At 27.1% G+C, this 15,331-nt stretch carries 16 protein-coding genes; 12 read left to right on the top strand and 4 right to left on the bottom strand.

Annotated features, from left to right (window positions below; all coding sequences use genetic code 11):
- Positions 1-90: 90 nt before the first annotated feature.
- Positions 91-369, bottom strand: a complete 279-nt coding sequence (locus IC214_RS12680; protein WP_227435168.1) for a hypothetical protein — start codon at positions 367-369, stop codon at positions 91-93.
- 270 nt (positions 370-639) lie between these two features.
- Here IC214_RS12680 and IC214_RS12675 point away from each other — a divergent pair, with 270 nt between their 5' ends.
- From IC214_RS12675 to lexA, 10 genes are all read left to right on the top strand, one after another.
- Positions 640-1,086: a hypothetical protein gene (locus tag IC214_RS12675; protein WP_227435171.1), complete on the top strand. Its 447-nt coding sequence runs from the start codon at positions 640-642 to the stop codon at positions 1,084-1,086.
- A gap of 268 nt (positions 1,087-1,354) precedes the next feature.
- The gene (gene accB / locus IC214_RS12670) at positions 1,355-1,807 is read left to right on the top strand and encodes an acetyl-CoA carboxylase biotin carboxyl carrier protein (protein ID WP_227435173.1); all 453 of its coding nucleotides are present in this window, start codon (positions 1,355-1,357) and stop codon (positions 1,805-1,807) included.
- A gap of 15 nt (positions 1,808-1,822) precedes the next feature.
- A complete protein-coding gene (gene accC, locus IC214_RS12665; RefSeq protein ID WP_227435176.1) occupies positions 1,823-3,184 on the top strand; it encodes an acetyl-CoA carboxylase biotin carboxylase subunit in 1,362 nt (453 codons plus the stop codon).
- 14 nt (positions 3,185-3,198) lie between these two features.
- Positions 3,199-4,053 carry an acetyl-CoA carboxylase, carboxyltransferase subunit beta gene (accD, locus tag IC214_RS12660; protein WP_227435179.1) on the top strand — a complete coding sequence of 285 codons (855 nt, stop codon included), beginning with the start codon at positions 3,199-3,201 and terminating at the stop codon, positions 4,051-4,053.
- A gap of 20 nt (positions 4,054-4,073) precedes the next feature.
- The gene (locus IC214_RS12655; protein ID WP_227435182.1) at positions 4,074-5,018 is read left to right on the top strand and encodes an acetyl-CoA carboxylase carboxyltransferase subunit alpha; all 945 of its coding nucleotides are present in this window, start codon (positions 4,074-4,076) and stop codon (positions 5,016-5,018) included.
- Between the two features lie 188 nt (positions 5,019-5,206).
- The gene (locus tag IC214_RS12650; RefSeq protein WP_003424039.1) at positions 5,207-5,467 is read left to right on the top strand and encodes a stage V sporulation protein S; all 261 of its coding nucleotides are present in this window, start codon (positions 5,207-5,209) and stop codon (positions 5,465-5,467) included.
- A 153-nt stretch (positions 5,468-5,620) separates the two neighbouring features.
- A complete protein-coding gene (locus IC214_RS12645; protein WP_227435185.1) occupies positions 5,621-5,992 on the top strand; it encodes an ACT domain-containing protein in 372 nt (123 codons plus the stop codon).
- Positions 5,993-6,021: 29 nt separating this feature from the next.
- Positions 6,022-6,867 (top strand): hypothetical protein, encoded by an 846-nt coding sequence (locus IC214_RS12640; protein ID WP_227823935.1) that lies wholly within the window; start codon positions 6,022-6,024, stop codon positions 6,865-6,867.
- A gap of 328 nt (positions 6,868-7,195) precedes the next feature.
- Complete coding sequence (locus IC214_RS12635; RefSeq protein ID WP_227482655.1) at positions 7,196-8,323, top strand: tyrosine-type recombinase/integrase; 1,128 nt, start codon at positions 7,196-7,198, stop codon at positions 8,321-8,323.
- A 102-nt stretch (positions 8,324-8,425) separates the two neighbouring features.
- A complete protein-coding gene (gene lexA, locus IC214_RS12630; protein ID WP_227435195.1) occupies positions 8,426-9,061 on the top strand; it encodes a transcriptional repressor LexA in 636 nt (211 codons plus the stop codon).
- Between the two features lie 164 nt (positions 9,062-9,225).
- Here lexA and IC214_RS12625 read toward each other — a convergent pair whose 3' ends face one another.
- A complete protein-coding gene (locus tag IC214_RS12625) occupies positions 9,226-10,389 on the bottom strand; it encodes a ComEC/Rec2 family competence protein (protein ID WP_227866711.1) in 1,164 nt (387 codons plus the stop codon).
- A 449-nt stretch (positions 10,390-10,838) separates the two neighbouring features.
- On the opposite strand from IC214_RS12625, the gene IC214_RS12620 reads away from it, so the two are divergent.
- Positions 10,839-12,245 (top strand): sensor domain-containing diguanylate cyclase, encoded by a 1,407-nt coding sequence (locus tag IC214_RS12620; RefSeq protein WP_227866710.1) that lies wholly within the window; start codon positions 10,839-10,841, stop codon positions 12,243-12,245.
- A gap of 361 nt (positions 12,246-12,606) precedes the next feature.
- On the opposite strand, the gene IC214_RS12615 is transcribed toward IC214_RS12620, so the two are convergent.
- The gene (locus tag IC214_RS12615; RefSeq protein WP_227435201.1) at positions 12,607-13,239 is read right to left on the bottom strand and encodes an OmpA family protein; all 633 of its coding nucleotides are present in this window, start codon (positions 13,237-13,239) and stop codon (positions 12,607-12,609) included.
- Positions 13,232-14,590, bottom strand: coding sequence for a hypothetical protein (locus IC214_RS12610; RefSeq protein ID WP_227435203.1), 1,359 nt, complete (start codon positions 14,588-14,590; stop codon positions 13,232-13,234). The genes IC214_RS12615 and IC214_RS12610 overlap by 8 nt, the downstream gene beginning before the upstream one ends.
- 169 nt (positions 14,591-14,759) lie before the next feature.
- Between IC214_RS12610 and IC214_RS12605 the strand changes: the two genes are divergently transcribed.
- Positions 14,760-15,331: ATP-binding cassette domain-containing protein (locus IC214_RS12605; RefSeq protein ID WP_227864756.1), on the top strand; the 572-nt coding region annotated here is incomplete at its 3' end.

Below are 15,331 nucleotides of genomic sequence, written 5' to 3'. Positions count from 1 at the left end.
ATATTAAATCAAAACAAAGGTTGCTAGTAACAAGGCACTAATATTAATGTTTTGTTACTAGCAACCTTTAGATATCTATAAATAGATTATCTAAAAAATCCCATTTCTTTTGTTAGTAGACCATATTCCTATTAAAATTATCAATGAATATACTATATACAAAACTATTCTTATATACTGAACATCTAGTCCAAAAAACTCAATATTACTTTGTGAGGTATGCAACATCACAAGTACTGCAGATATACCAATAAGCAAAGGATTAATTACTATTTGCTTATCAGTTCTTAAAATCATTATTTTTCCCATCCAAATTATCGATAATATAAAAAATAAAACTTTAAGACCAAACTCTAATGTATCTACCAAAGCGAAAACATCCCTTCATTTATAATAAATTTTTCAGCTTAATCAAATATAAAACCCTAATATAACTTTTTAAACTTGTACTAAATCCATATAAGATAATTTAATTAAGTTCTATAAAACTTTATCTACATTAATATATACTACACTATACTTTGCATTTCTTAAATATAAATTATTAAAATTAATAAAATTTTGTTCATGAGTGTATAAAGATATATTTCATTATTTAAATGCATATCATTATATATACAGTTTTAGGAGGCGAGGTATATGGAATCTAAATTTTTTAATTGGTACACTCAATCCTTAGGAGGAACTTTTGGTATTATATCATGTATATGTGCTTATTTAAATGGATATATGTTTGTTTATACAAATAGTGCTAGCAGTTACTTTGAAAGTATAGGATTTTTAGGAATAATTTCAAGCTATGTATTACTTCCACTTTGTATGCTAACTTTGGTTTTTGGAATTATACGTTCTTATACTCCAGATACATCTGATAAAAGTATTTTTGATATACCATTTTTTACTTTAAATAAACGATTGATACTTGTTACAGTAGTTTTTGGATTTATTGGTGCTAGATTTTATTTTATAATTCCTGCAATTTTAATGACTTTTAACTTATATAGTAGTATTTTAATCACTAAATTAAAAGATATACTATATAAAAACAAAGAAAATGATACTAATATGAAAGAAAGCGAAGTCTAAATTGCATAATTTTGGTATTTGTCTTAAAATTTCCCGAGGTATTAATTTGTATTTTATTGTATTTTGCAAAATATATTGAATTTTATTCATTTTATACTTATAATTTATATTAATAATGGAAAATTAAAACAAAAGAATTTACTGGTTGTTAATTTAAAATTAAAATATATCTGAATGTGTTGATTCTATAGTCAGCACTTTTTCTTTTATAAATTTGCTTTTTGTGATATAATATTAGCACCAGGTAATAATACAAGGGGGTAACAACATGAACATCAATGAAATTAAGGAATTATTAAAGGTCATAGACTCAACTAACTTAGAATATGTAAAGCTTGAAAGTAGTGATTTTAAATTAGAAGCATCTAAAAAAACTGAAGTTACAAGCTCACCTGTTTTAAGTGTACAACAAGAATCGGTAGTAGATCTTTCTTTAGAAAAGCCATTTGTAAACGAGGAACCTGTAGTATCTAATGAGAATTTATCAATAGTAGTAGCTCCTTTGATGGGGACATTCTATGATTCTCCAAGTCCAGATGCAGAAGGTTTTGTCAAGGTTGGCGATGTAGTTGAAGAAGGTGACACTTTATGTATATTAGAAGCAATGAAGCTAATGAATGAAATAACAAGTGAAATTAAAGGTGAAATAATTGAAGTATTAGTTGATAATGAAGAACTAGTAGAATATAATCAACCTTTATTTAAGATAAAACCATTGTAGTAGGAGGTATTTAAGTTGATAAAAAAAATACTAGTTGCAAATAGAGGTGATATAGCAGTTAGAATCATCAGAACGTGTAAAGAACTAGGCATAAAAACTGTCGCTATCTATTCTGAAATAGATAAAGATTGTTTTCATAGATATATAGCTGATGAATCTATTTGCATAGGGCCAAACAATATAAGCAAGAGTTATAATAACATAGAAAATATTATATACCTTGCTCTTAAATTAAAATGTGATGCTATTCATCCAGGTTTTGGCTTTTTATCAGAAAACCCTGAATTTGCAAAACAATGTGAAGAGAATAATATTATTTTTATAGGTCCAACAAGAGAACAAATGATTTTGATGGGAGATAAATCTAGAGCGAGAGAAACTATGATGGAATTAAATATCCCTGTTGTTCCTGGTTCAGAGTCTGTTTTAAAAACTAAGGAAGAAGCTTTAGAAGTTGCAAGAGAAATTGGCTATCCTGTTATGATAAAAGCCTCAAGTGGAGGCGGTGGAAAAGGTATGAGAATCGTTAGAAAGGAAGAAGAACTTTTTTCAAATTTTGATATGGCAAGTTCAGAAGCTTTAGCAGCATTTTCTAATAGCGATTTATATATGGAAAAATTCATAGAAAATCCTAGACATATAGAAGTACAAGTATTTGGTGATAAACATTCAAATGCAATACATTTAGGTGATAGAGATTGTTCTATGCAAAGAAGAAATCAAAAAGTAATAGAAGAGTCTTTAAGTCCATACCTTTCAGATGAAGAAAGAATAAATCTTCATAAAATTGCAGTGGATATAGTAAAAGGTGTAGGTTATATTGGTGCTGGTACTATTGAATTTATAGTTGATAAAGATAAAAACTTTTATTTTATAGAGATGAATACAAGAATACAAGTTGAACATCCAGTCACAGAGATGGTAACAAATCTTGACCTTATAAAACTTCAAATATCTATAGCTAATGGAGAAGAAATACCTTTTAAACAAGAAGATGTTGTTTTTAGAGGTCATGCTATTGAGTGTAGAATAAATGCTGAAGATTCATCAAATAATTTTGCTCCATCACCAGGTAAAATAGAGTCATTAAATTTACCTGGAGGTTTTGGCGTTAGATTTGATACTTTTGTATATACAGGATATACTATTCCACCTTTATATGATTCTATGATAGGTAAATTAATATGTTGGGCTGAGACTAGAGAAGAATGTATAAATAGAATTTATAGAGCTCTAGATGAAATTATTGTAGAAGGTATTAATACAAATGTAGAATTCCAAAAGGCACTTGTAACAAGTGAAGAGTTTAGAAAAGATACTCATCATACCAAATTTATAGAAGATGTCTTTATGAAGAAAGAATTTGCTACATTATAAGGAGTAAATAGATTATGATAAAAAAATTTTTATCATCAAAAGAATCTAAGTATGTTACGATTTCTTTAGATGACAACTTTAAAAAGAATAGTGTAGATGATAAATTTTGGACTTATTGCAAAGGATGTAATAGTCATGTATTTAGAAAAGACATAGAAGAAAATTCATTTGTATGTCCAAAATGCTCAAGACATTATGGTTTAAGAGTTCGAAATAGAATAAATTTATTGATTGATAAAGGGACTTTTATGGAATTTAATTCTGATATAGAATTTCAAAATCCATTAAACTTTCCTAAATATAAAGAAAAAGTAGACTCTTATAAGGAAAAAACGAATGAGTCAGAAGCTGTTGTCACAGGTTATGGAAGATTAAATGGAATTAAAACAGTTATTTGTGTAATGAATCCTGATTTTATGATGGGAAGCATGGGTTCTATTGTTGGAGAAAAAATAACTTACTCAATAGAATATGCTGCCAAAAACAATTTACCTATAATTATTTGTTCTGCTTCAGGAGGAGCTAGAATGCAAGAAGGTATGGTATCTCTTATGCAAATGGCAAAGACTTCTCAGGCACTTGCTAAGCTTGAAGAAAAGTCATTACCATATATATCAGTTTTAACTGACCCTACTACTGGAGGCGTAACTGCTAGTTTTGCTATGCTTGGAGATATTATAATTTCTGAACCAAATACATTAATCGGTTTTGCAGGACCAAGAGTAATAGAACAAACAATAAATCAAAAACTTCCTGAAGGATTTCAAACTTCTGAGTTTTTACTTGAAAAAGGTTTTATTGACATGATAGTAGATAGAAGAAAAATGAAGGAAGTATTGTATCAAATTCTTGCTATGCACAAGAAATAGGGCATAAAGGAGGAACTGTTTTGATTGAAAATAATAATGATAAAATAAAAGTCTTGGAAAATGATATTAAACAATTAATAGCTATTTCTGAGGCAAATAACATAGATTTAAGTGATAAAATAAATTCCCTTAATGAAAAATTAGCAAAGCTTAGAGAAGATGCCTTTTCACATCTATCACCATATGAAAAGGTAGTGTTAAGTAGAGATATAAAAAGACCTACAACTTTGGAATACATAGAACATATTTGTTCTAATTTTTTAGAGCTTCATGGAGATAGGCTTTATAAAGATGACCCTTCTATAGTTGGAGGAATAGGGCAAATAGGAAAATTCAATGTTACTATAGTTGGTCACCAAAAGGGAAGAGATACTAAAGAAAATATAAAAAGAAACTTTGGTATGCCTCATCCAGAAGGATATAGAAAAGCGTTAAGACTTATGAAGCAAGCTGAAAAATTTGACAGACCGATAGTGACATTTATTGATACATCAGGAGCATTTTGTGGTCTAGAGGCAGAAGAAAGAGGACAAGGAGAAGCTATTGCAAGAAACTTACTTGAAATGAGTAAACTTTCTGTTCCAGTAATTACCTTTGTAATTGGTGAAGGTGGTAGTGGAGGAGCTTTAGGAATTGGAGTAGGCAATGATGTGTGTATGTTAGAACACTCAGTTTATTCTGTAATTTCACCTGAAGGTCTTTCGAGTATCTTATTTAAAGATTCATCTAAAGCAAAGGAAGCTTGTGATGTTATGAAACTTACAAGTAATGATTTATATGATTTAAAAATAATAGATAAGATTATAAAAGAACCTCTTGGTGGTGCACAAAAAGATGTAGAAGCTGTTTCAAAGGAAATGAAGTCTTATATTTTAGAAAGATTAAATCATTATAAAGATATGCCTAAAGAAGAAATAATGTCTCAAAGGTATAATAAATTTAGAAATATTGGAAAATGCTTATAGAATATAAAGAAATTTGTAGATTTTTCATTATAAAATGGTTTTAAAAAATAAAGGTTTTCTTAAATCTATTATAGAAGTATATTTTTATAAAAGTATACTTTAAATGATGATTGTAATTAGTAAATGGCAATTGTGATTTAGTACTTTAGGTAATGGATACTTTAACAAATTAACAAGGAGATGTTGAAATGGAAGTACTAAAAGTTTCATCAAAATCTAATCCTAATTCTGTAGCTGGAGCTTTGGCTGGAGTACTGAGAGAGCGAGGTATTGCAGAAATACAAGCTATAGGAGCTGGAGCTCTAAATCAAGCAATAAAATCAATTGCAATAGCAAGAGGATTTGTTGCACCTAGTGGAATGGACTTAGTGTGTATTCCCGCATTTACTGATATAGAAATCGAAGGTGATAAGAAAACTGCCATCAAACTTATAATTGAACCTAGATAATATATCTTTTTGTTAGAATTTAATCAAGTTTTAAAGGTTGACTATGGAAATGATGTCCTGTAGTGAACCTTTTTTACTTCGATATATTTTATTTTATATAAATTTTAATGTATAATCTTAATTAAACAAATAAGTTTGAAGGAGATGTATATTATGAAATTAAAACTATTTTTAGAAGAGTATGCAGTATGTAGATTAAATAATAACAGTAAAATACCAACATGGATAGATACAGAAAAATTTTACTCTATAACTAAAACTGATGATGAATTGAGCATTGTATGTTCAAATAACAATATTCCTTCTGATATTAAGTCAGAAAAAGAATGGAGAATACTTAAAATCTTAGGCCCTTTAGATTTTTCACTTATAGGAATTTTATCTAAGATAAGTGGGTTATTAGCTGATAATAAAATAAGTATATTTGCAATTTCTACATATGATACAGATTATATTTTAATCAAAGAAAAAGATATAAAAAATGCTTGTAAAATTTTAAACTGTAATGGATATGAGATAGAGTAGTTGAATACTTAAATGCGAGGTCATAGTTTATGATTCATATAGTTGAGATTTTTAAAATAAGTATAATAAATATCTTTTGTTTTATAGGAATATTTATTGTATTTGGATTGATTTTTAGTATTATAGAAAATTTAAATAATAAATATATCTTTTTATCTTTTGGAAAAACTGGTGTCATTGTAACTGGAGCTATAGGAACTTTTGTACATGAATTGAGTCATTTAATAATGTGTTTGATTTTTATGCATAAAATAAATTCAGTAAAATTCTTTAGACCAATTGAAAGTAAAAATGATGGAGTATTGGGATATGTAAATCATAGCTATAAAAAAGATAATATTTATCAGAGTATAGGAAATTTTTTTATAGGAATCGCTCCAATTATAGGTGGAACAATGATAATTATTTTACTTTTTAGAATACTATTACCAGATAGCTATATTAAAATAATACAAAGCATAGATTTAAAGTTATATGTAAGTATGATTAATAACTTTAATATAGCAGGTTTTACACAGATTATTTTAGATGATATTTTTAATTTTGTAAAAATAATATTGTTAACGCCTGATATATATTCATTAAGATATTTTATATTTATGTTTTTAATGTATTCAATTTCCACTCATATGTCACTTAGTAGTGCCGATTTAAAAAGCAGTTTAAAGGGTTTGAGTTTTATAGTTATAATTATATTTGCAATTAGTTTAATCATATACTTATTTGGGCTTAATAGCTTAAATATTTCTAATTTAATAGTAAAGTACAATATATTTATAAGTTTTTTTATGACAATAGGTGTTATTTTTTCAATAGTAACTCTCATAATATCTTATATTTTTAGTTTGGTAAGTCCATTTAAAAATTTTAATTAAGATATTAAATCTTATACTATTTTACTTTCATTGAAAAGATAGTAAAATTCAAAATTGAAAGAGAGTTTAATAAAACATAAAATTTCTCGATATATTTTAGTAAATACTTATTAAGTATATATTGAGAAATTTAAAAAGAGCATTTGAATTCAACTAGTCTTTAAATGTGGATTTAGGGAATAGTTAGTGCAAAAACCAATTAGAGCACTACTAATCTCTTAAAAAATACATTAATTGATTAAATTAAATATTTATGCTAACATAGCTACATTGTTATTAATAAAAATAACTTACAAATATTCATATTTTAATTTTAGGAGGTTTAAATTTGAATAATGATAAGAAAATTATAAAAGTACATAATAAATCTGATAAACCTGATAATATTGTCATCAAAGAAAATGAACTTATAGAAAAATGTCTACTTTTGGAAAATAAACTTCCTGCATTTATGAAAGATTATTTTATATATTTAAAAGGTTCTGTTGCTGTCTCTACACGACTTGCTTATTTAGAAGATATAAAGTTTTTCTGTTTATACATGATTGAGACAAAGGAATTAACAAGTGCAGATTGTATAAAAGACATTACAGAAAGTGATTTTAACATGATAAAATCAAGAGATATAAACTTATTTTTAGGTGATTATTGCAGTAGATATTATAAAAATACAGAGAAAAACACATTAATTTTTGAAAATAACAATAGAGCTCTGGCAAGAAAAAAATCATCCATCTCTACTCTATTTAAATTTTTATATAGAAATTCTCAAATAGATAGTAACATAACTGATGGATTTAATCCAATAAAGCTACCTAAACCACAACCAGATGCTATCAAGCGTCTTGAAATAGATGAAGTTGCAAAAATGTTAGAGTCAGTAGAAACAGGTGAAGGTCTTACTGAAAAAGAAAAAGTTTATTGGAAAAAAACTAGATTACGTGATAAGGCTATATTAGCTCTATTTGTTACATATGGGCTTAGATTAAATGAACTCAGAGAACTTAATATCTCCTCTTTTAATTTTTCAAGAGGTGAATTTAAAATATATAGAAAACGTGGAAAAGAAGTCTTAATGCCTATAAATCATACTTGTGAACATGTAATAAAAGATTATTTACAAAATGAGAGAACAAGAGATGACTTACTAGATGATGAAGTTAAAGATGCATTGTTCTTATCTCTTCAAAATAAGAGGATTACAGCAAAAGCTATAAGAACACTTGTAAAAAAATATACCTCTATTCCATTAGATACAACTAGAGATAATGGATATAGCCCTCATAAATTAAGAGCAACTGCTGCAACTTCTCTGATTCAAACAGGATTTTCTATATATGATGTTCAAAATTTACTCGACCATGATAATGTCACGACTACTCAACTTTATGCCGCACATAAAAAAAATGTAAAACGTGATATAGTTAAGAATTTTGAATGGATTGAAGATGATTAAAAATCAGGAACAAATGTTTGCAGATATAAATGGATTATGTTATAATTAAAAATATAAATGTATGGAAATAAAAACAAAATATGTTTGGAAATGAGTGATGTTATGTATTTAGATCTAACTGAAAAGCAAGTTTTAATACTGGAATTTATAAAATCTCAAATCATATTAAAAGGCTATCCACCTGCTGTAAGAGAAATATGTACTGCTGTAGGGTTACGATCTACTTCAACTGTGCACTCTCATCTAAATAAACTTGAAAAACTGGGATACATAAGAAAAGACCCTACTAAACCAAGAGCTATTGAAGTTTTAGAGCGTAGTAAAGTCAATGATGTTTCTGGAGCTAACCAGGAAATAATAGAACTTCCTTTAGTAGGTCAAATAACAGCTGGAGAACCCATTTTAGCTCAACAAAACATAGAGGAATATATTCCATTCCCTGCCAGTTTAGTAAAGGGCAGTAATAATTTTGTATTAAAAGTAAAAGGCGAAAGTATGATTAATGCAGGAATTTTAGATGAAGATTACGTTGTAGTAGACAAAAAAAATACAGCCTTAAATTCTCAGATAGTGGTTGCACTTATAAATGGTGAATCTGCGACGGTCAAGAGATTCTTTAAAGAAGGAAACTCTATAAGACTTCAACCAGAAAATGATTTTATGGAACCAATTATGCTTAAAGACTCAGAAGTTGAAATTGTAGGTATTGTAACTGGTGTATTTAGAGTTATAAAATAACTATTAAAGAATATCAAAAAAATAAGCTATTTAATAGATAAAATATATCTTAATTTCTTTATTTTATCTGTTTGGAATAGCTTATTTTTATATGCATTTACTTTTTTATAATATTTAATGCTTTTTATTTATTATTTCTCATACTTTAGCTATTGATATTTTAACTATTGCTTTCCATAACATATATCACATGGGTCATTTTTCTTACTTTCTGCAATTGTACCTGATAATATTTTTTTACTTCTTGAAAGCCCACTACAATTTTTAGTTGAGTGATAACTCTTCCCTTTTGGAGTAAAATACACTGTTTTTGACGAATTTGATACATTTTGTTCCTTATTTAAGGATTCGTTTTTGTCTGTATTGTTATTTAAATTTTCGTAGTTTCCATCTTCTCTAACACCATTTTTGTAACTTCCATCTTTACAGCTTGTAAAAACTCCATCACCTGTAGATTCAAATACTATATCTGAACATTCGTCACTTCTATGTACTTTTACACCCATCTTTTTTAATTTGTTCATTGTTTCCTCATGTGGATGACCATATGAATTACCTTTCCCAACTAAAATTACTGCATATTCAGGGTTTACTTTATCTAAAAAAGCCTGAGATGAACTACTACGAGAACCATGATGAGCTACTTTTAAAAGGTCTACTTCTCCAAGTTTTGATAGTATTTCTTTTTCTGTACCTTCCTCAGCATCACCTGTAAATAAGGCTTTATCATTACCATTAGTATATGCAAGTACTAGTGATTGTTCATTAGTAGTATCTCCTCCATTTGTATTTAGAACTTCAAAATAGGAGTCTTCAAGATAAAACTTTTTATTTTCAAGAGGTACACTTGGAGATAAATCCTTATTTGCTAAAGCATTTATAAAATCTCTGTAACTCTTTGTTTCTGCTGAACCATTTGATACAAAAACATTTTCTATATTGAAATTTTTTACAACAGAATCAAGTCCCCCTAGATGGTCTGCATGAGAATGAGTAGCTATAAGATACTTAATATCTTTTACCCCTTGATTATTTAGGTAGTCTACCATTAAATTCTCATCATCGTTATCTCCCCCATCTATCAACGTAAAAGTTTTGCCCTCTTGAATTAATATTGCATCACTATTTCCAGTATTAATAAAATGAATTTTTATATTTTTATCATTTGATATACTACTAGATAAAGTTTCTTGGTTATTTGATTGATTATTTTCACTGTCTGTTGCACTACTACATCCAGTTAAATAAATAGATATAGAAATTATCAATAAAAATACCAAAGCTTTAATTTTACAATTTCTTTTGTTTTTTATATTACCTTCTATCATAACTTACTCCTCCATTTTCACAATACTTTATGTCATCTACCGACTTATTCTATCATAATTAGCCATTTGATATCAATATTTATCCTATACAGTTAATTTATCTTGTATTAATAATAAAACAATAATATCTCAACTTTTTTTATTTTAATAATATAATTTATTAACTTTTTATATATTTTTAAGTAATAATATTTAATATAATAGTAATGATGATAAATTACAAAATAAAGGATTTTTAAGCTTTAATCCATTGGAAAAATATACTATAATATATGTATTAACCAAGAGAAAATAGCTAAATAAGCTATTCTTAGTAATATAAAAATATATTTCTAGATTTTGATAACTGTCAGTTTAACTATCATAACCTATATTTGAGGAAAGAAATTCCCATTTCAAACCTAGCTAAAGGATGAGTTATTGACAGAATTTTTACTCAGGAGGTAAAAATGAAAGATAATTCACATTATACACTCATTCTAGCATTAGCTGATATAATTGTTGGAAAACAAATAGATACAAAAAAAGTCACTAAATCGCTTGAACTTATATGTAATAGTTTTTCGTTTGAATGTGCTCTAGTATATGAAGTAGACCAATATAATCATTTTAATTTAATTGAGAATTACAGTTTGAGTGACATAAAATTATGTAATAGTTTCAATGCATATGAAATTGAATCGGATTTTCAAAAGCAATTAGCTCATCAGAAAATAATTTATTTAAATAAAAATAAAAATTATAAACCATGTGAGATTGATTTTATGAATATTTTTCATGCAGAATCTTTGATTGGAATATCTGTGATAGATGAGAATTTTAATAATTATGGCTTTATTTTATTTTTAAATACTACATCCAGGAAAATAGATTTTTCTGATTCTGAACTTAATACACTATGTATTGTCCTTTCACTACTTGAAAAGTATTTAAGTGTAAGAATACATAGAAATAAAGTTTTCTTCACACAGACTGCACTTGAAAGCATAATAAATAATACAGGCATAGATATTTATGTCATTGATTTTTATACATATGATATTATATATGTAAACAAGTCAATGGCTGAACCTTATGGTGGGATATCTCAATTTTTGGGTCAGAAATGCTGGCAGGTTCTTTTCCCTGGGCAGACATCTCATTGTGAGTTTTGCCCACAAGAAAATCTTATTGATGAAAACGGCAACATTACAGAAGTACATACCTGGAATTATCAAAGACCTTTTGATGGAGCATGGTTTAGAGTATTTAGTACAGCTTTCAGATGGATTGATGGTCGTCTTGCTCATCTTGTTAGTAGTGCAGATATAACTGATAATAAAAAGAATGAAGAATTAATTGAATATATGGCAAATTATGATGTATTAACAGGTCTTCCAAACCGAAGAATGCTTATTGAAGAATGTAAAAATAGAATTGACAATGCTAAAGAAGATGAGCAAGGATATGTAATCTTTTTCGATATTGATGGTTTTAAAGTAATTAATGATAATTATGGGCATGATGCTGGTGACGAGTTTCTTATAAAATTGGGGGAATTCTTCTCATCAATTCCACTTCTTAAAAATTCAGTTTATAGAAATGGTGGAGATGAATTTGTTGCTGTAATTGGTGGTGACATTACAAAAAATAACATACGTAATTTAGTAAGTTTTATACATGAAAGGTTTAAAAACCCATGGAATTTAAAAAATGGTTCTATATATTGTAATACTAGTGTTGGTATAGCTTGCTATCCAGAAGATGGAAATAATGCTGAAGAATTAATTAATAAAGCAGATCAGGCAATGTATCAAATTAAAAAAACTGGCGGTTCAGGAATATGTTTTGGCTACCAGTTAATAAAAAATGATTAAATCTAAATTTTTTAATCAGCAGTAAAAGGGTAATAACTAGAATTAGTTATTACCCTTTTACTAATTAATTGTAACATGATATGAGTTTTTACGATGTTTTTTTACATAATATTTAAATAATAATTTATAAAGCAATAACATAGAAAATTGACACCTTATAAGTTTTATATTATATAAAATGAATTATTTTACATCAGTAGTACCCAGTTATGCATTTTAAACGCCCATTTATGTTTAAAATATTGCAAAATTCTTCCAAAAACTATAATATATTAAATATCAACAAAAATAAATAAACTTTTTCCTTAAAGAAGGCTTAAAGCTCACACCAACTGCCTTCTTTTTTTTTATAATTTTTTAACTATTTATTTTGATTAATATTTATTTCATATTTTAGCTCTACTCTTCTAGATGCATCTCTATTTACACTATTATCTCCGTTTTTTAAGAGTTCAGCTTTTGACCTACCTATTGCAATAATATGTTTAGTTACCTTATCTTTATATTTATAATTACCTATTTCATCTCCTACTATAAATTTAGCAACGCTATATGCCCTTCTTTGTGATAAATCTAAGTTATAGATATAGCTTCCTACATCGTCTGTATGGCCTTCTATAACTATTTTAGATATATAGTCGCCATAATCTTTATAAATAGTTTCTATGTACTTTGGAACAAACATTTTTAACATCTCTTTAGCCTCTGGTTTCAAGACATCACTATCTACATCAAACATTGTCCTTTCACCAAAAGTTACTTGACCATTAGCCTTATCCACTTTCACAGGTATACCACTTTTTTTAAAGGTATCTTCAACAGAAGCATTCACATTTTTAGCTAAATCCTGTTCAACTGAACCTGAGATACTTTCTGAACTAAATAATATAAGAATTACAACCATCAACACAGTGGATAATAAATCTGTAAATGTTGGCCAGAAACTACTCTTTTCAAATTCTCTGTTAACAGTTCTTCTATATTTATTATTCATTTAACTCATCCTCACCTATGACCTTTATTTCTTTCTTTTCTATCTCATAAATTTCTTCACTTAAAGGATTAAATATACTATCAATATTACTTTCAAATAAGTCTTCACTATCAAGAGGAACTTCGTCTTGCATGAAGGAGTTATTAAACATAACATCTAGCTTATCTTGAATGTCTAAAGAATTCTCAAACATTATATCTAGTTTGGCTTGTAAGTCATTAGAAAAGTTCTCAATAATACTTGAAAGATTCTTAATTGAATCGTCTAAAGTATATTTTTCGTCTAAAAGAATTTTTTGATTTTGAGATATTTTGTTTTCATGAGTCATTAATTTAGTTAACAAATCTTGAGCACTTCTTTCATATAAAGCAAATCCTGCATTTATATTTCTTATATAATCTTTAATTTTATGTTGGCTTTCAGTGGAATTATATATATTTTTTGAGGATTCTTTTATATCAAATAAAATTTCCTTATTTATATTATCTTGATTATCATACTTATCAAACAGTTTTACAAATTTTACATTTAAAATATTAAACTGTTTATCTAATTTTCTTACACTTTGGTCAAATGTCTTAATAGAACTTTGAGAGCCTTCTAAAAGACTTTTTAAAGCTTCTATTCCACTAATAAATTCGTCATTAAAATCATTTAAGTCTTTAGATATTTTATCAAATTTTTCAATAGCTTCTATAGACTTGCTTATTTGTTTTATTGTATTTTTTACCTCCTCTACTTTTAAATCCATTCTTTCTGATTTAATATGAGTTACCTCAGAAGTCAGTAGATTCTCAGCTTTTAACATTATTTGTATCAAAACATGTTCACAGTCTTTTATCTTTGTAAAATAGCCTATAATTAGAGAAAACACCACTCCAAATATACTAGTTGTAAATGCAGTTTGCATGCTACTAATAGTCGAAGGAAGTGAATTTATAATATCTTTAGTATCAACACATAAAAGCATTGTAGAAAGCCCAACAAATGTACCTAAAACTCCAAGTAATATACTTATTGAAGATGAATTTTTTATGCTCCTAATTTTTTCTAATATCGGTAAGTTATTATATTTTAAATCTGATACAACTTCTTCTACAAACGAAGTTATATTTACATCAGCATAAGGATTTTCTTTACTATATGTATAGTAATCATTCCTTATTTTGCTATAAAATACACTCGTTTTATAGTCTTGGTTGATTTCTTCTAGTTTTGAACTTACAAACAAATACAACTTGTTGTTTTCCATAATTTTAAAAATAGAATACACAGTTATTGCAAGTAAAAATAATATAGTTATTGGATTAGTAAATATTGACTCTATCAAATTAGTTATTATGTTACTCAATTTTATCCCCTACCTTATAATTTATTTATCTATAATTTATACGTACAAGTTACTAAGAAAATACGTAAATAAACAAAATATTTATATTATATTTATGAAAAATGGTACAAATAGGTTGTAATGTTAATAACATAATATATACGAGCTAAAAGTTATAGGGGGTGGCATAATGAATGACAACATAGTAGAAGTTAAAAATATCAATATGAACTTCTACACTAAGGAAGGCGAGCTTGAAGTATTAAAGGATGTCAATTTTAATTTAAAAGAAGGCGAAATACTAACATTACTCGGGCCTTCTGGAAGCGGAAAATCTACAATTTTAAATATTCTTACTAATCTTTTAAAACCAACTAGTGGTGATGTAAAGATTACTGGAAATATTGGATATATGTTTCAAAAAGACAATCTGCTTGAATGGAGAAATATAATGGATAATATAACTATTGGTTTGGAAATTCAAGGTAAAAAAGATAAAAAATCTTTAGATAGAGTTGAAGAGCTTTTAAAGACTTATGGACTATGGGATTTCAGAAGTATGTATCCTAAAGAATTATCTGGTGGTATGAGACAAAGAGTTGCTCTTATTAGGACACTTTCTGTAAATCCAGATGTTTTACTTTTAGATGAACCTTTTTCAGCTCTTGACTATCAAACTAGACTGTTGGTTTGTGATGATGTTTATAGTATTATTAAAAATGAAAATAAGTCTACTATTTTAGTTACACATGATATTGGTGA

The organism is Clostridioides sp. ES-S-0190-01, from assembly GCF_020658275.1.
Classification (GTDB): domain Bacteria; phylum Bacillota; class Clostridia; order Peptostreptococcales; family Peptostreptococcaceae; genus Clostridioides.
The sequence above is the reverse complement of the archived record's forward strand: the minus strand, read 5'-3'. Positions and strand labels throughout refer to the sequence as shown.

Coding starts and splice junctions, on each gene's coding strand:
- IC214_RS12675 (WP_227435171.1), top strand. CDS start 640: ATGGAATCTAAATTTTTTAATTGGTACACTCAATCCTTAGGAGGAACT.
- accB (WP_227435173.1), top strand. CDS start 1,355: ATGAACATCAATGAAATTAAGGAATTATTAAAGGTCATAGACTCAACT.
- accD (WP_227435179.1), top strand. CDS start 3,199: ATGATAAAAAAATTTTTATCATCAAAAGAATCTAAGTATGTTACGATT.
- IC214_RS12650 (WP_003424039.1), top strand. CDS start 5,207: ATGGAAGTACTAAAAGTTTCATCAAAATCTAATCCTAATTCTGTAGCT.
- IC214_RS12645 (WP_227435185.1), top strand. CDS start 5,621: ATGAAATTAAAACTATTTTTAGAAGAGTATGCAGTATGTAGATTAAAT.
- IC214_RS12640 (WP_227823935.1), top strand. CDS start 6,022: ATGATTCATATAGTTGAGATTTTTAAAATAAGTATAATAAATATCTTT.
- lexA (WP_227435195.1), top strand. CDS start 8,426: ATGTATTTAGATCTAACTGAAAAGCAAGTTTTAATACTGGAATTTATA.
- IC214_RS12625 (WP_227866711.1), bottom strand. CDS start 10,389: ATGATAGAAGGTAATATAAAAAACAAAAGAAATTGTAAAATTAAAGCT.
- IC214_RS12620 (WP_227866710.1), top strand. CDS start 10,839: ATGAAAGATAATTCACATTATACACTCATTCTAGCATTAGCTGATATA.
- IC214_RS12615 (WP_227435201.1), bottom strand. CDS start 13,239: ATGAATAATAAATATAGAAGAACTGTTAACAGAGAATTTGAAAAGAGT.